Here is an 18895-nt window from a genome sequence, read left to right as displayed (position 1 = left end):
CCAACGCCGCTCTGCTTCTGCCGAAGGCGTAGGAGTCTGGCTTGCCGACGATCTGCTGCGCAGCAGCAGTAAAATTAGGCACCCTGGCAGGATCAGACGAACCCCCATCCACCGGGTTCGCTGCCGCTCCTCGCCAGATCGCCGACAAGGTGGAGCGCCACCCCGGCTGGCTCCTACGCCCTTCGGGCAGAATCAAAGGCCATGCGTTCCGACCTCCCCGAACACCAACCCCGAGGCCTTGAGCAGCTCCTGCGTATAGGCCTGTTGCGGGCGGGCGAATATCTCCCGCGAGGCGCCTTGCTCGACCACTTTTCCGTCCTTGATCACGATCAGGTCGTGGGCCAGGGCGTGAACCACCGCCAGATCATGACTGATGAACAGATACGTCAGGCCGTGGCGGATCTGCAAATCCCGCAGCAGCGCGACGATCTGTTTCTGCACCGTGCGGTCCAGTGCTGAGGTCGGTTCGTCCAGCAGAATCAGCTCCGGCTCCATCACCAGTGCGCGGGCAATCGAGATGCGCTGACGTTGCCCGCCGGAAAACTCGTGGGGATAGCGATGCCGCGCCTCTGGGTCGAGCCCCACTTCGCGCAACACCCCGATCACGGTCTGCTCACGTTCCTGCGGGGTTCCGATACCATGGGTGAGCAGGCCCTCGGCAATGATCTGCTGCACGGTCATGCGCGGACTCAGGCTGCCGAACGGGTCCTGAAACACCACCTGCATGCGTTTGCGCAGCGGACGCATCAGGTGCTGGCTGTGCAGACTCAATTCCTTGTTGCCAAAGCGGATGCTGCCTTCAGAGTCGATCAGCCGCAGAATCGCCTGGCCCAGTGTCGATTTGCCCGAACCCGACTCGCCGACGATCCCCAGCGTCTTGCCCTTGAGCAGCTCGAAACTCACCCCGTCCACTGCCTTGATGTAGTGCTTTTCCCGATTGAACAGGGACTTGGGCAGCGGGAACCAGACCTTCAACTCGTCCACCGAGAGCAATGTCTGGGGATGCACACTCGGCACCGGTTCGCCATCGGGCTCGGCGTTGATCAGCAGACGGCTGTATTCATGCTGCGGATCGGCAAACAGCGTCTGGCAGTCCGCCTGCTCGACGATTTCCCCGGCGCGCATCACGCAGACCCTTTGCGCAATGCGTTTGACCAGGTTCAGGTCGTGGCTGATCAGCAACAGCGACATGCCCAGGCGTGCCTGCAATGACTTCAGCAGCTCCAGAATCTTCACCTGCACCGTCACGTCCAGCGCAGTGGTCGGCTCGTCGGCAATCAGCAGGTCCGGTTCGTTGGCCAGCGCCATGGCAATCATCACCCGTTGCCGCTGGCCGCCGGACAGTTGATGCGGGTAGGCCTTGAGCCGATGCAGCGGGTTGTGAATGCCCACCAGTTCCAGCAGCTCCAGGGTACGGTCGCGAGCGGCCTTGCCCTTGAGCCCCTTGTGCATCGCCAGAATCTCGCCGATCTGCTTTTCCACCGTGTGCAGCGGATTGAGTGAGGTCATCGGCTCCTGGAAGATCATCGCAATCCGGTTCCCGCGCAGCGAGCGCAATTGACTGTCGCTGGCGTGCAGCAGGTCGATGCCGTTGTAGTAGATCTTGCCTTCGGTGCTGACCGTCTTGGGCGGCAGCAGGCGCAGGATCGAGTGCGCGGTCACGGATTTGCCCGACCCTGATTCACCCACCAGCGCCAGGCACTCACCACGGCGGATGGTCAAGTCAATGCCGTGGACCACCTCGACGCCCTTGAAGGCTACCCGCAGCTGGCGGATGTCGATCAGGCTGTCATCGTTCATGTCGTTCATGTCGTTCATGGCAGCCCCTCAGGTTCTGGGATCGAAGGCATCACGGCAGGCTTCGCCGATGAACACCAACAGGGAAAGAATCAATGCCAGCGAGCAGAAGGCGGTCAGCCCCAGCCACGGCGCCTGCAGATTGCGTTTGGCCTGGCCGATCAGTTCACCCAGCGATGCGCTGCCCGCCGGCATGCCGAAGCCGAGAAAATCCAGCGCCGTCAGGGTCGCAATCGCGCCGGTGACGATGAACGGCAGGTAGGTCAGGGTGCTGGTCATCGCATTGGGCAGGATGTGTCGCAACATCAGCGCGCTGTCGGTCAGGCCCAGCGCACGGGCGGCTTTCACGTACTCCAGATTGCGCCCGCGCAGGAACTCGGCGCGCACCACGTCCACCAGCGCCAGCCAGGAAAACAACGCCATGATCCCCAGCAACCACCAGAAACTCGGCTCGACGAAGCCCGACAGAATGATCAACAGGTACAACACCGGCAGCCCCGACCAGATTTCCTGAAGGCGCTGACCGATCAGGTCGGCCATCCCGCCGTAATACCCCTGAATTGCGCCGGCGAACACGCCGATCACGGTGCTGATCGCGGTCAGCAGCAGGGCGAACAGAATCGACACCCGGGTGCCGAACAGCACCCGCGCCATCACGTCCCGCGCCTGATCGTCGGTGCCCAGCCAGTTGCGGGCGCTGGGCGGGCTGGGAGATGGCTGGCGCAGATCGTAGTTGATGGTGTCGTAGCTGAACGGGATCGGCGCCCAGAGCATCCAGCCGCCTTTGCTCTCGATGAGGTTGCGCACGTAATCGCTGGAGTAATCGGGTTCGAAGGGCAGTTCGCCGCCAAAATCGGTTTCCACGTACTGATGCAGCGTCGGGTAGTACAGATTGCCCTGATAGCGCACGAGCAGCGGCCGGTCGTTGGCGATCAATTCGCCGCACAGGCAGATCGTCAGCAGCGCGACGAAGATCCACAACGACCACCAGCCCCGTCGATTGGCTCTGAAGTTGGCCATGCGCCGTTTGCTTTGCGGTGAAAACTCGAACATCAGGCGCTCCTCGCGGAAAAGTCGATGCGCGGGTCGACCAGGGTGTAGCAGAGGTCGCCCACCAACTTGATCAACAGGCCGAACAGGGTGAACAGGAACAGGGTGCCGAATACCACCGGGTAGTCCCGCGACACCGCCGCCTCGTAACTCATGCGGCCGATGCCATCCAGGCCGAAAATGGTTTCAATCAGCAGAGAACCGGCGAAGAACACTTCAATCAGCGCCTGGGGAATTCCCGCCACCACCAGCAGCATCGCGTTGCGGAACACGTGGCCGTAGAGCACGCGGTTTTCGCTCAGGCCCTTGGCCCGGGCAGTGACCACGTACTGGCGGCTGATTTCGTTGAGAAAGCTGTTCTTGGTGAGGATCGTCAGGGTGGCGAATCCGCCGATCACCAGCGCACTGACGGGCAGCACCAGGTGCCACAGGTAGTCGCGCAGCTTGCCGAACGTGCTGAGTGTGTCGAAGTTGTCGGAGACCAGCCCCTGGGCCGGAAACCAGCTCAGATAACTGCCCCCGGCGAACATCACGATCAGCAGAATGGCGAACAGAAACGCCGGAATCGCATAGCCGACGATGATCAGCGTGCTGCTCCAGACATCGAACCGGCTGCCGTGATGCACCGCTTTGCGAATGCCCAGCGGGATCGAGATCAAGTAAGTGATCAGCGTGGCCCACAGGCCCAGCGACAGGGTCACCGGCAGTTTCTGGGCAATCAGGCCAGTGACCGTCGCGCCGCGAAAGAAGCTGTCGCCGAAGTCCAGTTGCGCGTAGTGGGTCAGCATCAGCCACAGGCGTTCGTGCATCGGTTTGTCAAAGCCGTATTGATGCTTGATCGCTTCCACCAACGCCGGATCCAGGCCCTGGGAGCTGCGACTGACGCTGCCGCTTGCAGCGACTTCACCGCCACCGCCGCCAACCCCGGCGTGGGTGCTCAAGCCCTGAACCCGGGCGATGGCCTGTTCCACCGGCCCTCCGGGCGCAGCCTGCACGATGAGAAAGTTGACCACCAGAATGCACAGCAAGGTGGGGATGATCAGCAACAGGCGACGCATTGCATAAGCCAGCATCTCAGCGTCCCTCCGTCTGGGCCGATTGTCGGGCGGCGGGTTGTCGGGCGGATGGCGCGGGAGATGGCGCGCTGGTCTGCGGCGCGGTGCGTGCCGCCATTTCCTGGTTGGTCAGGGGCACGTCACTCACCTGCCACCAGCTGTCCAGACCCACGTCGTAGATCGGCTCGACCTTTGGCCGGCCGAAACGGTTGGCGAACACCGCGGGGGTGCCTTGCGAGTAGTAATTCGGAATCATGTAAAAACCCCACAGCAGCACCCGATCCAGCGCGCGGGCGTAATGCAGCATGTCGTCGCGACTGTTGGCGGCGACCAGCCCGTCGATCAGTGAATCCACGGCCGGATTGCGCAAGACCATGGCGTTGGAGCTGCCTACCTGCCGCGCGCTCTGCGAGCCGAACAGGTTGTACAGCTCGCGGCCGGGAGACAGGATCGGATTGCCGTTGTTGGGCAGGGTGACCACGATCATGTCGTAGTCCCGGGCATTGAGACGGTTCATGTACTGCGCGGAATCGACGAGGCGAAAGTTCAGCGTGATGCCGATCTGCGCCAGCACTCGCTTGTAGGGCAGCACCAGCCGGTCGAAACCGCCCTGGCCGTCGAGGAAGGTGAACTCCAGCGGCTGACCGGCGGCATTCACCAGCCGATTGTTCTTCGCATGCCAGCCGGCCTCGGCCAATAGCTTGAGCGCCTTCAACTGCTTGTCGCGGATATAACCGCTGCCATCGGTCTTCGGCGCTTGCCAGACCTGGGTGAAGACTTCGTCGGGGACCTGCCCGCGCAACGGTTCGAGAATGCTCAGTTCCTGCGCGTCGGGCAGTTCGGTGGCGGCCATTTCGCTCTTGGGGAAATAGGTCTGCTCGCGCACATAGAAGTTGCGCATGATCTGGCCGTTGACCCATTCGAAATCCCACAGCATCGACAGGGCCTCGCGTACGCGGCGATCTTTGAAGAGGGGGTTGTCGAGGTTGAACACAAAGCCTTGTCCGGCCACCGGTCGGCGCTTGGCCAGGATGGTCTTTTGCAGGCGACCGTCTTGCAGCGTCGGCGCGCCGTAGCCGACCACGTACCCGGAGGACGAGAACTCGCGGTTGTAATCGAAACTGCCGGCCTGAATCAGTTGGCGGGCCACGTCGACATCACCGTAGAAATTCACGGTCAGGGTGTCGAAGTTGTACAGCCCGCGACTGACCGGCAGGTCCTTGGCCCACCAGTCTTTGACCCGCTGAAAACTGACGCTGCGCCCGGCATCCACACGCGAAACCCGATAGGGGCCGCTGCCCAGTGGCGGCTCGAAACCGCCGCCTTTGGTGAAGTCGCGGGCCTTCCACCAGTGCTCGGGGATAATGCGCATGCTGGCCAGGTCCAGCGCCAACGTGCGGTTGAGGTTGTTCTTGAAGTCGAAGCGAACCTGACCCGGCGCCTCGATGACCACGTCCTTGACGTCAGCGTAGAGCGGTCGATAACTGAAGCTGCCCTGGGTGATCAGGGTCTGGTAGGTGTAGCGCACGTCTTCGGCGGTGATCGGTGTGCCGTCATCGAAGCGGGCTTTGGGGTTCAGGTAGAAACGCACCCACAGGTTGTCGGGGTCGCGTTCCAGTTTCTCCGCGACCAGGCCGTACACGGTGTAGGGCTCGTCCAGCGAACGATAGGCCAGCGGAGAATAGACCCAGGTGTCGATCTGGCTGACGGAAATCCCCTGATCGACATAGGGCGTCAGGTAGTTGAACTGGCCGATTTCCTCGGACGCGCGACTCATCGAACCGCCCTTGGGCGCGTAAGGGTCGACGTAGTCGAAGTGTTTGAAGTCAGCCGGGTATTTGGGCGGTTCGCCGTAGACGGTCAACGCGTGGGTAGTTGCTGCGAGGGCCATCGGGACGCCGGACAGCAGCGAGATGAAAAAGACCACGGTGTACAGCAGCGCGATGCCGGGCAACAGCCGTCGCAACGAAAGAGGGGAGGCGCACATGTTCGGGCAATCCTTGGTTTACAGATCGACGCACGTAAAGCGCTGGGAAAAAATCCCCCGGCCGGGGAAGGTGGACGAGACCTGAAAGCCGGGGGCGCGATTTCGCAGAAGAACCCCGACGCGCCGGAGCAGGAGCGCGTCAGGGGGCTGTCGCTTAGAAGTGGTAGTTCATGCGGGCGAACAGCGTGCGACCCAGTGGATCGGTGTAGCGTGGGTCATAGCCGGTCTGGAAGTTGTCGGTCTGGTTGGAGAACGGCGGGTTGCGATCGAACATGTTCTTCACGCCAACATCGAGATCCAGCGCCTTGTCGAAGGTATAGCCGGCCGACATGTCCCACACGGAGTAGGAAGCCACACGCGAGTTGGTGCTGCGATCCTGGTCGTAGTAGCCGGTGGTGAAGCGGTTGGTGACCGAAGCGCGGTAAGGCCCCAGGTTCCAGGTGCCGACCAGGTTGTGTTTCCAGCGCGCAGAGACCCCTGTGCCTTCATAGTCGCCGACGCGGTCGATGTAGGCACCGCCGAGGGTTTCCTGATAGTCATAGCGATCGACATAAGTGCCTTGCAGGTTGGCGCCGAACTGACCGTACGGGGTGTTGGGGAACAGGTAGTCGAGGCTGACGTCCACACCGTTGGTCTTGACCTTGCCCAGGTTGGCAAGGCCGGTGACGATGTGGTCGATCGAGCCATCGGCGGCGCGCACGATGCGATCGGAGTAGAGGTCCGGATTCTCGAACACCGAAGACTCGGGGAACTCCTCGATCTGGTTGGCGATCTTGACCCACCAGAAGTCCAGGCCCACCGACAGGTTGCGCACCGGCTGGTAGACGAAACCAAAGGTCACGTTGCGTGCGGTTTCCGGTTGCAGGTCCTTGTTGCCGCCGGTGCGGTTGTAGAACTGCAGGCCGCAGTCGCGACCGGCGTTGCCGCCTGGCTGCACCGTGCCGCCAGTACACAGGCGCGGATCGTTGTATTTGCCGACGCTGTAGGTGGTGTAGTTGGGGTTGTTCAGCTCATACAGGGACGGCGCACGGAAACCCTCGCTGTAGGCGCCACGCACCACCAGTTCCTTGAACGGCTGGAAGCGGAACGAGTATTTCGGGTTGGTGGTGCTGCCGAAGTCGCTGTATTTGTCGTGACGCACCGCCGCCGACAATTCCAGGCTGTCGAGCACCGGCACGTTCAGTTCGGCGTATTGCGCCTGAATGCTGCGATCACCCGAAACGCTGGCATCCGGGTCGACCCCCAGGCTGTCCAGGTCACCGGCGAAGTCTTCGATGGTCTGGTGGAATTTTTCCTTGCGGTACTCGCCGCCCAGCGCAATACCGGCTTCACCTGCGCCGAACCAGTTGCCGATTTCACGGCTGATACGACCGTCCAGCGCGCTGACGCGGCCCACGGCAGTGCTGTACGCGCCGTGGTACTGGTTGGCATCGATGTAGGCCTGGCCTTCCGGCGTTTGTGGGCCGAACGGGTTGAGGATGCCATTGAGGATGCCGTCGGTAAGGGCCGAGTCGCTGGCAAAACCTGAGGTCACACTGTTCACGACTTTGCTTTGGTTGTAGGAAGCGCCAACGTTGTAATCCCAGCCCGACACGTTGCCATCGAAGGTCAGCAGTAAACGCTGGGCAGTGTTCTGGTCTTTCTGCTCCCGGTCTCCGGCGGCGGTTTCGCGCCAGCGCACGTCCACTGGATCATTGGGGTCCAGGGTGAAGTTGTTAGGCAATGGTGTGATGCCGTTGCCCGGATAGAACGGCGAAGTATTGGGGACACTGACGCCGGTCAGCGGTTGTGGCGCAATTGCGACGGCGTTGTTGTTGCGCGCCCAGAAGTATTCGAGGCTGACGTTGTGATCGTCGGCCAGCTTGCCGGTGGCCTTGCCGAAGAACGAGGTTTTTTCGGTCTGCGGGATCAGGTCGATGGAATTACGCGTGCTGTAGTTGCAGTTGCCCTGGCCGGGGATCAGGTTCGGCCCGTTGCAGTTGCTCGCCGACAACGGGTTGGTGCTGGCGCCGCCGTTCTGGCTGTAGTTGGCCGGATAGGGCGTAGGCGACGTGGAGTCCAGGCCGCGACCCGGCACGTAGTCCTTGGCGAAGGTCCGGTCGTTGGCGTCCAGGTTCTGTTGGGTGGCGTAGTTGAACACCCCCATGACGTTGAAACGGTCCTGCTCCAGATCACCGAAACCCCAGCTGCCGCTCATGTCTTTGGTGCCGCCGCCACCGCTGGCGTCGGCCATGCTGCCACCCAGTTCGAGGTTGCCTTCGGTCAGGGTTTTCTTGGTGATGAAGTTGATCACCCCGCCGATGGCGTCGGTGCCGTAGAGGGCCGAGGCGCCGTCACGCAACACTTCGACGCGGTCGATGGCGGCGAAAGGAATGGTGTTCAGGTCGACGGCGCCGCCCTGGGAGTGCGTGCCGGACATCGAGTTGTTGGCCAGGCGGCGGCCGTTGAGCAGGATCAGCGTCTTGTTCGCACCGATGCCGCGCATGTCGGCGAACGAAGCGCCACCCGTTGCGCTGCCGATAGAGCCTGCGGCGTTATCGATGGAGTTGCTGCCGGTGATGCGCGAGACGATCTCGGCGGTGGTGGTCACGCCCTGTTTCTTCAGGTCTTCGGTGCGCATGATCGTGATCGGCACGGCAGTTTCGGCGTCCACCNCGGTCGCCGGCGCTGCTGCAGCGGCAGCCGGGACAGCGGCTTCACTGGCCGGCGCCGCTTCGGCGGCGGCATCGGTACTGTCAGCGGCGTAGGCCGAGCTCATGCCCATCGCCAGCGCGCAGATCAGTGCACGAGGATGGCGCTGTACGGCAACAGCCAGGGGCTTGAGGGTAAAACCAGGAAAACTCATCAGCATGGTAATTTCCGACTTATTCCAGATGTTATTGAAATGGCCTTGTGAGCCCTCGTTGCTCCGACGCGGTTGTGGCGGTCGGGAAGTCCACTTTTTCAAGCAAGCCGCTCCCCTCCATGGCGAAAACCACGGACGGCCGTTACATCGGGAGTAGGGTGAGCAGGGCCGCGACGGGCGCGGCCCTCAATTCATGTCGCGTCGATCATTTGGAGGTCATCACCGAAATCCTGGTGATACCCGAGCGCTCGATGGACGCCATGGCCTTGGCCACCTGGCCATAGTTGACGCTGGTGTCCGCCTGCAATTGCACGCGCACCTCCGGGTCCTTGGCCTTGACGTCCTTGAGGCTGACCTCCAGCGATTCCGGGGCGATCTCGGATTTGGCGAGGTAGAACTTGCCGTCCTGATCGACGCTGACCACCACCGGGTCCTTCTTTTCGGCGGGGGCCACGGCGTCGGTTTTCGGCAGGTTGACCTTGATCGCATTGGTCATCAGCGGCGCGGTGACGATGAACACCACCAGCAGCACCAGCATCACGTCCACCAGTGGCGTGACGTTCATTTCGCTGAGCACTTCATCGCTGTCTTGGGTAGAGAAAGACATCAGCTGGCCTCCCGAACGGTCTGGCCGTTCTTTTGCGCGATTGCCTGGCGGCTGACCGCGAAGGCGCTGCGTTGGGCGAGGGCGTCGAAGTCATGGGCGAAGTCGTCCATGTCGGCCACGGCCAGTTTCAGGCGACGCAGGAAGAAGTTGTAGATCAGCACCGCAGGCACGGCGACCGCGATGCCGACACCGGTGGCGATCAGCGCGTGGCCGATGGGGCCGGCGACGGTTTCTAGGCTGGCCGAGCCGCTGGCGCCGATGCTCTGCAACGCTTCCATGATCCCCCAGACGGTACCGAACAGGCCGATGAACGGCGCGGTGCTGCCGATACTGGCGAGGATCGCCTGGCCGGCTTCCAGCGAGCGTCGTTCTTTCTGGATCTGCTGGCGCAGGTTGCGCTCCAGACGGTCCGAACGGTTGATGGTGTGGGCCAGTTGCTGGGTGGTACGTGGGGTTTCTTCGACGGCCATGGCCTCGAAACCGCTGTTGGCGATGCGCGCCAGAGAGCCTGGGTACTGGGAGGCATGTTCGGCGGCGGTCAGAAGGTCCGGCGCGGTCCAGAAGGCTTTGGTGAACTGTTTGTTCTGGGTTTTCTGTTTCAGGTATTGCGCGGACTTGATCAGCAGCAAGCCCCAACTCAGCACAGAGAACAGCACCAGTGCCCAGAGCACGCCAGGGACAATCATGGAAGAGAGCGATTCGTTCATGGTTACACCTCACCAGCTATATAAGAGTTGTCAGTCGTTTGCCTGCCGGTCATTCCGGCAACTTGAAATCGATGGTCTGGGTCGCGAAGCCTTCGATCGGCGTGTCGCCGCGCTTGGCTGGAATGAACTTCCAGTTGCGCACCGTCTCCACCGCGGCATCGTCCAGTACCTGCTTGCCGCTGGACTTGGTCACCTCGACACTGCCGGCGCGACCGTTGGGCAGCACCTTGATACGCAGAATCACGCGACCTTCCATGCCTTTGCGCAGGGCCGCGCCGGGGTATTCCGGTGGCGGGTTGCCCAGGCTTGCAAGGCCCGAAATCGCTGCCGATTCCTTGACCGGGGCCGCAGGCGCAGCCGGCGCCGCGGGAGCTGGCGGAGCGGGTGTCGGCGCTGGCGGCGCAGGTGTGCTCGGCGCTGCGGGTACGGGCGGCGCAGGCGGCGTCGGCTTTTTCACCGGTTCCGGTTTTTTTACCGGCTTGGGTTTCTCGACCTTGGGCTTCTCCACCGGTTTGGGTGGCGGCTTGACCGCGTCCGGGTCTTCCACTGGCTGCTCCGGTTCCGGAGGTGGTGGTGGAGGTGGCGGCGGTGGCGGTGGCGGTGGCTCAGGAGGCGGTGGTTCCGGTGTCGGGGGTGTCGGACTGGTCAACTCGACGGTCATCTCGGGCACTTGCGGCGCCACTTCCGGCACATCGGCTTTTGCAGTTTGCATGTACCACCAGATGGCGCCGTGAATAAGGACCGAAGCGGCAATCAATAACAACACCTGCGGCCTGTTCAACCCGCCAGGACGTGAAGTGTTTTCCTTGAAAGGAATACTCGGCCAGGCCCTGGAAAGTTCATCCGGGGACGGGTCGGGTAATGCTTTCATTTTTACCGCGTCGTTCATTAAAGCTCCCTCGGGTCGTTGAAGGGCAATAAGGTTCCGTCCAAACATTTCGTGAATGTTCGAATGCTTGATGTTTGCACTTTTGTGAGGCGCAAAACACCCGTAAGCGACAAGCAGAGTTGTCGACTCTTTATCGGAAGCAATGCAGCAGTTGGGTTATGGAGACGACATTGTTATTCCCTGGTTTCTTGTTGTGTACGTAGATGTATCACGGTGTGTCGAAATGCCAACAAGCCTGTAAAAGCAACCGCTATGCCAGCGAAGGCCTCTGCGACGCAGTTTTCAGCGGTTTTTGCGTGAATGTCGCATTCCTGTAATTTTTTATCGAATCAAAGGTTAAAACGTTTTCGGACCCCTCTGGACCTTTGGAACCAATTCAGGAATTCGCGGCGAGCGCGTCCATCGAACGTGGCGAATAACAGTCGCGAAGGTTCGAGAACTGGAAGGTTGGAGGGCCTGCACCAAACTCGGTAGTTAGGGTTCGAATTGGTGCGCGAGTATTATCGTTGCATGAATGAACTCCTGTTATAGCGTGAGAGATCCGTGACGGAAGTTGTCCACGGCTTTTTCAAGATTGAGCGAATGCGTCCACCGATTAGTGATGGCTATTGAATTTATGTGTACTGTTTGATCCGGGACTGTCCCGTGTCTACAAGTGCGGCGGTTATGTGTTTATTAAGGTTCCGTCATCAGGTTCGGGAATAAGAACAAAGCGTGTTCGGTGACTAAAAAAAATAAAGCACGGCCGCCATCAAGCAGCGGGTCGCGGGAACAGGTGGAGTCTGGAATCAGACGCTGGAGTCGCCGCAGGCGAGGGCGCAGGGTGTGGCGGGGAGAGGATTTGTCCCGGGAGCAGTGAGCTCACACGGGCAGCGAAGCGGAGCACAGCGGGGTTTTACCAATGACAGCAGAGACATATGAGACACGAATCGAATTCCTTATCGACGGACGCCAGACTTTTGGTTTGCGTCCTGCACTGTTATTGGACAGGGTGGTGTCCGTTTCCTGCACTTTGGTGCGTGTTGCGCACCGCTTGGCAGCGTAGACTCACGGCTTTGCTGGGTTCGAGAGCCTTCTGGTGGTACTGACGTTCCACTTGTGAAAAATACTTGAAAAAAATGTGCCAGAAAGATGTCTTTTTGTAACATTTTTGCTGCGCTGGACATTTGACGCTGTGTGCAGCGCCTGTTTCGATCCTGTTTGCTTTTATCCGAGAGGGTTTCGATGAGCCAGTTTTTCCCTGCCCAGCCGGGGTATCGTCAGCTTCGTGAACGTCTCCTGATGGCTGCGACGGCAATCGGCGCAACGCTCAGCAAGTACGCTCATCCGCTCCGAGGTCCGTTCGGCGAGGCGTTGTTTACCGATGTCGCCTGGCTCGGCCCGGCGGACGCCCGCAAGGTTCTGGTGGCGCTCAGCGGCACCCATGGCGTGGAGGGCTATTACGGCTCCGATTGCCAGAGCCGCTGGCTTGAGAGCCTGAAGGATCGTGCACTGCCAGAGGACGTGGCCGTGTTGATGATTCACCTGATCAACCCGTGGGGCACGGCCTGGATGCGTCGGGTCAACGAAGACAATCTCGATCAGAACCGCAACTACCTGAATTTCGACAAGCCGCTGCCCGACAACAGTGCCTATGACGATGTGCACCCGATTTACGCGTGCCAACAGTTACAGGGCCCGTTGCGCGATCGGGCGGATGCGTTGTTCGCCGCGGCAATAGCGAACAAGGGCTGGTCAGGCTTGATGTCGGTGGTGGAAGCAGGGCAGTACCGCTTCGCCGACTGGCTGTTTTACGGCGGCAGCGAGCCCAGTTGGTCGAACCGGACCTTGCGCAGCATCGTCAAGCAGCACCTGAGCGACGTTGACGTGGCGGCGTGCTTCGATCTGCACACCGGGGCGGGGGATTACGGGCATCCGATGCTGATGAGCATCGTCGAGTCGGCCTATCCGGCGCTGAAGGACGCCAAGGCGCTGTTCGGGCCCTGGCTGTTCACCCTGATCACCGGCGCCCATCAGATCAGCGAAACCGGCGTGGCAGCGACGTCCACCGGCTACACCTCGCAAATGCTGCTGGATGCCTTGCCCGGCGTGCACCTGATGCCCTTTGTCATCGAGTGCGGCACTTACGCGGGCGAGATCGTCCACGGACACCTGCGCGATGATCACTGGCTGCACCTGCACGGCGATCCCCTCGACGAAACCGGTCGCCGGATCAAGCAAGGGTTGCTGGAACAGTTCTACCCCACAGACCCCGACTGGCAGGAAGTGGTGTGGGTCAGAACCCGACAGATCTGGGAAAAGGCGTTGCTGGCGCTGCCGCAGATCAACCGCTGAACCACCGCCGGCAAGCCGTGCGCAGATTGACGGCGAGCCGAAATCACGGATGGAAAACCAATCCTGTGGGAGCCGACTATCCATGATCGTTCCCACGCTCCAGCGTGGGAATGCCTTGCAGGACGCTCCGCGTCCCCTTTGGCGCGGAGCGTCAATCGCAGCGTTACCACGCGGAGCGTGGGAACAATCATCGCGCCACGACGCAAACCCTGTAGCCGTGCAGCTACAGACTCACGAGCCGCTGCGCCAATGCCGGTAACAATACCTCGCACGACGCGCCGATTTTCAGGGTCAGCAGTTCGTCGGCGCGGGTCTTGCCCAGGTTGATCGCAATCAGAGGCTTGCCCTGATCGGCAACGGCGCGGCACAGGCGAAACGCCGAAAACGCCATCAGCGATGACCCGACCACCAGCAACCCTTCTGCCTGCTCGACGCTTTTCATGGCTCGGGCGGCAGTCGGTGGCGCGACGTTTTCGCCGAAAAACACCACGTCGGGTTTCATTCGCTCGCCACCGCAATGGGGGCAGTGCGGCACGTGAAAGCGTTCTTCGAACGCCGGGTCCAGCAGGGTGTCGCCGTCCGGCGCCTGCACCGCATCGATGCCGGCCAGATAGGGGTTCTGCTCCAGCAAGGTGACCTGAACCACGTCACGCTCGGTGCGCCGCTTGCAGTCCAGACAAACCACCCAGTGCAGACTGCCGTGCAGCTCGATCACATCCTCGCTGCCGGCCTGATCGTGCAGTGTGTCGACGTTTTGGGTGATGACGCCGCTGATCAGCTTGTGGTTCTGCAGGGTCGCCAGCGCTTCGTGCGCGGCGTTGGGTTGCGCGGCGCGAACCCGTGGCCAGCCGAGCATGGCCCGGGCCCAGTAACGGCGGCGGGCGTCGGGTGCGTTGAGGAATTCCTGAAACATCATCGGTTGCCGCCCGCGGCGTACGCCTTCGCTGTCCCGGTAATCGGGAATCCCGGACGAAGTACTGATGCCCGCGCCCGTGAGCACCACGAAGGTTCGCTCTTTCATCCAGTGCAACAGGGATTCAACGTTGGAATGGGCAGGCGTATCGAACATGCACAGGTCCTCGTGAGCGCGGCGGTGGGCTGATACTAAACGAGGTGAGGCGATGGGTATATCTGAAGGAACGCCAACGCTTGGGCAGGCTTTAGCGGGAATCGGTCGTAGGTCATCCTTGATCTGAAGCGGGGCGTGGTCAACGGGCGGTGTTCAGTCGAACTTCTTCAGGTAGGCGTCCGCCAGTTCGATCAGCCGTTCGCGGCCGAAGCTGTTGCAGTGTCCGCCGTGCACCACGCGGGCAGGCAGTTCGCGCAGGCGTTGCATGGTACGCAGGTAATCCTCGACAGAGGAGTGGGCCAGATTATCCAGCAGTTCGCCGTCATAGATAGCATCGCCGGAAAACAGCGTCTGAGTCCTGACCTCCCACAAGCCGATGCTGCCTGGCGAGTGGCCGGGCAGGTGCAGGACTTCGAAATGCCGGTTGCCCAGATCCACCACGTCACCTTCTTCCAGCGTGCGGGTGACGTTGGCGGCCTGGATCTTCCAGCTGTCCAGGTCGTAATCGGGGGAGGGCAGTGCGCTGATGATCGGGCCCAATCGCTCGCCACCGAGAGTCGCCAGGCTGAAATCGTTAGGGTTGAAGTCAGGTTCCACCAGGGTGAAATACCCGTCCGAGCCGCGCAGGCCGTCGGCTTCGGCGCTGTGCACCAGACATTCGTCGAACTCGTGATGACACCCCACATGATCCAGATGCACATGGCTGGCGACGGCGCTGATGCGCTGACCAAACAGGTTTTTCGCTGCCTCGCGCAGGCTGCAGATGCCCATGCCTGTGTCGACCACCACGTCCTGATCACGCCCGCGAATGTGCCAGATATTGCAGCGCAGCCATGGGGTGACATGAGGCTCGGTGATCAGCGTGATCGCGTCATCGATCTTCTCCAGCGAGTACCACTGGTCTGTGACTTTTCTCAACATGGCGCGCACCCGGATAAGTAGAACGGCTGTCAGACTCGCAGGTTGGCCGGTTTTTTTGAACCACCTTGATACCCTTCGGTAGATCTTTTTCAGCTCGGGTGCGGCGGAGGCAGTTTGTCGGGCAAAAAATCAGTAATATGGCGCAACATCGGTGGGGGCCACGTCTTGCGCCGAGCCGTCACGACCATATTGATGAAACGCCAGCCCTCGCGACCGCCGGGCGTGCTGGCCAGGAAATAGAGGGTGTCATGGGTAACGAGAGCATTAATTGGGACAAGCTGGGTTTCGACTACATCAAGACTGACAAGCGCTTCTTGTCCACCTGGCGCGATGGTCAGTGGGAACAGGGCACCCTGACCGAAGACAACGTGCTGCACATCAGCGAAGGCTCGACCGCGCTGCATTACGGTCAGCAATGCTTCGAAGGCCTGAAGGCCTATCGCGCCAAAGACGGCTCCATCAACCTGTTCCGCCCTGACCAGAACGCCGCGCGTATGCAGCGCAGTTGCTCCCGTCTGCTGATGCCGCATGTGCCCACCGAGATGTTCATCGAAGCGTGCAAGGAAGTGGTGCGTGCCAACGAGCGTTTCATTCCTCCTTACGGCACCGGCGGCGCCCTGTACCTGCGTCCGTTCGTGATCGGCGTGGGCGACAACATCGGCGTGCGTGCGGCGCCCGAGTTCATCTTCTCGGTGTTCTGTATCCCGGTCGGTCCGTACTTCAAGGGCGGCATGAAGCCACATAACTTCGTGATCTCCAGCTACGACCGCGCGGCCCCACAGGGCACCGGCGCCGCCAAAGTGGGCGGCAACTACGCGGCGAGCATGATGCCGGGCAGCGAAGCCAAGAAGCACGGCTTCGCCGACGCCATTTACCTTGACCCGCTGACCCACTCGAAGATCGAGGAAGTCGGTTCGGCCAACTTCTTCGGCATTACCCACGATGACCAGTTCATCACGCCGAAGTCGCCGTCGGTTTTGCCAGGCATCACCCGTCTGTCGCTGATCGAACTGGCACAGAGCCGTCTGGGCCTGAAAGTCACCGAAGGCGAAGTCTTCATCGACAAGCTGGACCAGTTCAAGGAAGCGGGCGCCTGCGGCACCGCAGCCGTGATCACGCCCATCGGCGGCATCAGCTACAAAGACAAGCTGCATGTGTTCCACAGCGAAACCGAAGTTGGCCCGGTGACTCAGCGCCTGTACAAGGAACTGACCGGCATCCAGTTCGGCGATATCGAAGGCCCAGCGGGCTGGATCGTCAAGGTCTGAGTCTTCGTAAAGCGAACGCACAAAAAAAACACCGCCTTCTGGCGGTGTTTTTTTTATGGCGAGGGGTCAGCGGATGACGGCTTCGATCACCAGCACACCGATCAGCCCGATCAGCGACTGCAGGCAGAGCATCAACGTCCAGGTCCGGAACGTCTGCGCCACGGTCAGCTGGAAATACTCTTTGAATAACCAGAAACCTGAGTCGTTGACGTGGGAGAGCATCACTGCGCCCGATGCCGTGGCGAGCACCAGCAACTCGGGTGACAGCTCCGGGTGAGCCAGCGCCAGCGGCGCGACGATGCCGGTTGCCGCCACCGTGGCCACCGTTGCCGAACCCAGGCAAATGCGCAGCAGCGCCGCAATCCCCCAGCTCAGTATCAACGGATTGATCGCCCAGCCTGACGCGTGATGAGTGATCAACACATCAAGATGGGTGGTGGTGAGCATTTCTTTGAAGCCGCCGCCAGCACCGAGGATCATCACGATGGCCCCCAGTGGTGCCAAGCCTTGCCCAGCCATTTTCTGCACTTGGCCGAGGCTGAAGCCGGCCCGCAAGCCCAAGGCGAAGAAGGCAAAGATGACGGCGGCCATCAGCGACAGGATGGGGTTGTTGAGTGCGTTGAAGAACCCGAAGAATGCGCTGCCTTTTGGGTTGTAAGCGAGCCCCAGCGTACCGATGAGCATCAACCCTGGCGGTAGCAGTACGGCGATGATCGAGGCGGTCAAGGAGGCCTGAGGCTGTCCTTCCACCACTTCGCGAGCGCCGACGGGGCCTGCGGTCAGATCAGGTGCAGGGCCGAACCATGGACTGATGACCTTGGTGAACAGTGGCCCGCAGATCACGGCGACCGGTATGGCAATGAGCAGTCCGTAGAAGATCGTCAGTCCGGTGTTGGCGTGGAACGCCGCCACCGCCAGTGTCGGAGCGGGGTGCGGCGGTAGCAGACCATGTGACACGTAGAGACCGGCGGCCAGCGGCAAGCCGATATACAGCAAATGGCTGTTGGTGCGTTTGGCGACGGTGTACACCAGGGGCGCGAGCATGATGAAGCTGACGTCGAACAGATGCGGCATGCCGATCAACAGCGCCGCGGCGCAGATGGCCCACGGTGCGTACTGAACGGGGCGTTTGCCGATAAAGGCGTTGGCGATTCTGTCAGCACCACCGGAACCGAGCAAAATACCCCCGAGCAGCGTGCCAAGTCCGATCACCGGACCTGTTTTGGCAAGAGCGCCACCAAAGCCTTTTGCAAAGCTGTCGACGGTCTCTGCCGAGCTGACGCCGCTGAGGACACCCAGACCGATGGCGGTCAGCGTCAGTGCGAGAAAGGGGTTAAGTTTGAGCTTGGTAATGAGCACAATCAAAACCACGATGGCGCCCGCCGCCATCGAGAAGGTAAACAGTTCGCTATTCATTTTTTTGTTGAACCTGTTTCTACACGAGTGATTTCAGGGACTGCGTCTGAGTGAGCGCCCGCTGCGAGGCGGGCGCCATCGATCAAACCTCTTGACGCCCTGCGCGCCAGGCTTCATGCAGGTCAGCGTCGTAGCCTTGCAGATCGGAGATCAGCAACAGGGACCCGGCTTTGATGTCTCTTGCAGCAGTGGCATGCGCGGCCAGATAGAGAGGTGCTACGTCGTGGGCTGCGTCTTTGGCGGCCAGCAGAACGGCCTGCACGCCGGTGACGTCATGGTGGTGACCACCCATTTTCAAAACGGTGCCGGCGGGGATGTCCACCGTCGCGCGTCCACCCAGAACCGTGCATTGGGTCGGTTTTGCGGAGCCGGAGGCGCGGTTGTGCAGCACGGCATTGAGCAGGGTAATGGGTGTTTCCACGCCCATGAAGTGGTAAGGCAGATACATGCATGCGTAGCGGCCGTTGCGGCTGACTACGTGGCCTTTCTGTGCCAGCAGATCCCAGGTTTCCTTGTCGTGGGTACGGACAATGACGAACACGCCGCCCGCGAAGCTTGCCTCATCCGGCAGGCGCAGCACGTTGAAGACTTCAATCACGCCTTCCTGGCTCAGCACGCCGCCGTCCTCGCGCAGCGCATAGATGTCTGCCAGTTCGCTGGTTCGCGCGATGGGGTAGTGCAACAGTTCGACGTCGGGAATCATCCCGGTGTTGGTCGCGACGACCGACATTTCGCAATAGTCGGCAGTGGCTGATGTTTTCAAGCCATTGAGCGCAGCGCGGCGGGCAGCCAGTGTCGCAGGAATGTCATCACCCAGTCGCAACAGATCGCCCATCGCCGGAGCAGAAATGGTCTGATCGAGTTGGGTAATGGTGCCTGCCTCTGGATTGAACACCAGGTCGTATTCGCTGGACTTGCCGGCAGCGACGATCTCCAGACCCAACACACGG

Annotated in this window: 13 protein-coding genes and 1 pseudogene; 2 read left to right on the top strand and 12 right to left on the bottom strand. The window is 61.1% G+C overall.

Features of this window, described 5'->3' with window-relative positions; translation table 11 throughout:
• Positions 1–192: 192 nt before the first annotated feature.
• The 8 genes and pseudogenes from D3M70_RS28340 to D3M70_RS28305 all read right to left on the bottom strand — a co-directional run bounded on the left by D3M70_RS28340 (position 193) and on the right by D3M70_RS28305 (position 10937).
• Positions 193–1809, bottom strand: a complete 1617-nt coding sequence (locus D3M70_RS28340; protein ID WP_256660025.1) for an ABC transporter ATP-binding protein — start codon at positions 1807–1809, stop codon at positions 193–195.
• An 18-nt stretch (positions 1810–1827) separates the two neighbouring features.
• Complete coding sequence (locus tag D3M70_RS28335) at positions 1828–2850, bottom strand: ABC transporter permease (protein ID WP_120129236.1); 1023 nt, start codon at positions 2848–2850, stop codon at positions 1828–1830.
• Positions 2850–3920 carry a microcin C ABC transporter permease YejB gene (locus D3M70_RS28330; protein WP_120129234.1) on the bottom strand — a complete coding sequence of 357 codons (1071 nt, stop codon included), beginning with the start codon at positions 3918–3920 and terminating at the stop codon, positions 2850–2852. Before D3M70_RS28330 ends, D3M70_RS28335 begins: the two co-directional genes overlap by 1 nt.
• A gap of 1 nt (position 3921) precedes the next feature.
• Complete coding sequence (locus D3M70_RS28325) at positions 3922–5889, bottom strand: extracellular solute-binding protein (RefSeq protein ID WP_256660019.1); 1968 nt, start codon at positions 5887–5889, stop codon at positions 3922–3924.
• Between the two features lie 154 nt (positions 5890–6043).
• A pseudogene (locus tag D3M70_RS28320) lies at positions 6044–8543 on the bottom strand (TonB-dependent receptor); the annotation flags it as partial.
• Positions 8544–8939: 396 nt separating this feature from the next.
• Positions 8940–9341 (bottom strand): biopolymer transporter ExbD, encoded by a 402-nt coding sequence (locus D3M70_RS28315; protein WP_120129231.1) that lies wholly within the window; start codon positions 9339–9341, stop codon positions 8940–8942.
• Positions 9341–10048, bottom strand: coding sequence for a MotA/TolQ/ExbB proton channel family protein (locus D3M70_RS28310; protein WP_120129230.1), 708 nt, complete (start codon positions 10046–10048; stop codon positions 9341–9343). The genes D3M70_RS28315 and D3M70_RS28310 overlap by 1 nt, the downstream gene beginning before the upstream one ends.
• Before the next feature lie 49 nt (positions 10049–10097).
• Positions 10098–10937 carry an energy transducer TonB gene (locus tag D3M70_RS28305; protein WP_120129228.1) on the bottom strand — a complete coding sequence of 280 codons (840 nt, stop codon included), beginning with the start codon at positions 10935–10937 and terminating at the stop codon, positions 10098–10100.
• Positions 10938–12161: 1224 nt separating this feature from the next.
• Between D3M70_RS28305 and D3M70_RS28300 the strand changes: the two genes are divergently transcribed.
• Positions 12162–13271: a DUF2817 domain-containing protein gene (locus tag D3M70_RS28300; protein ID WP_120129227.1), complete on the top strand. Its 1110-nt coding sequence runs from the start codon at positions 12162–12164 to the stop codon at positions 13269–13271.
• A 223-nt stretch (positions 13272–13494) separates the two neighbouring features.
• Here D3M70_RS28300 and D3M70_RS28295 read toward each other — a convergent pair whose 3' ends face one another.
• A complete protein-coding gene (locus D3M70_RS28295; RefSeq protein WP_120129225.1) occupies positions 13495–14340 on the bottom strand; it encodes an NAD-dependent protein deacetylase in 846 nt (281 codons plus the stop codon).
• A gap of 153 nt (positions 14341–14493) precedes the next feature.
• Positions 14494–15261 carry an MBL fold metallo-hydrolase gene (locus D3M70_RS28290; RefSeq protein WP_120129224.1) on the bottom strand — a complete coding sequence of 256 codons (768 nt, stop codon included), beginning with the start codon at positions 15259–15261 and terminating at the stop codon, positions 14494–14496.
• A gap of 248 nt (positions 15262–15509) precedes the next feature.
• Here D3M70_RS28290 and D3M70_RS28285 point away from each other — a divergent pair, with 248 nt between their 5' ends.
• Positions 15510–16529, top strand: coding sequence for a branched-chain amino acid aminotransferase (locus D3M70_RS28285; RefSeq protein ID WP_120129222.1), 1020 nt, complete (start codon positions 15510–15512; stop codon positions 16527–16529).
• A 66-nt stretch (positions 16530–16595) separates the two neighbouring features.
• Here the strand turns inward: D3M70_RS28285 and D3M70_RS28280 are convergent, their stop codons facing one another.
• The gene (locus D3M70_RS28280) at positions 16596–17945 is read right to left on the bottom strand and encodes a gluconate:H+ symporter (protein WP_120129221.1); all 1350 of its coding nucleotides are present in this window, start codon (positions 17943–17945) and stop codon (positions 16596–16598) included.
• An 82-nt stretch (positions 17946–18027) separates the two neighbouring features.
• A partial coding sequence (locus tag D3M70_RS28275) for a hypothetical protein (RefSeq protein ID WP_218568459.1) occupies positions 18028–18895 on the bottom strand: 868 nt, incomplete at its 5' end.

Origin of the sequence: Pseudomonas sp. LS-2, assembly GCF_003605735.1 — a bacterium.
Lineage (GTDB): Bacteria > Pseudomonadota > Gammaproteobacteria > Pseudomonadales > Pseudomonadaceae > Aquipseudomonas.
This window is presented reverse-complemented; position numbering and strand designations above follow the sequence as displayed.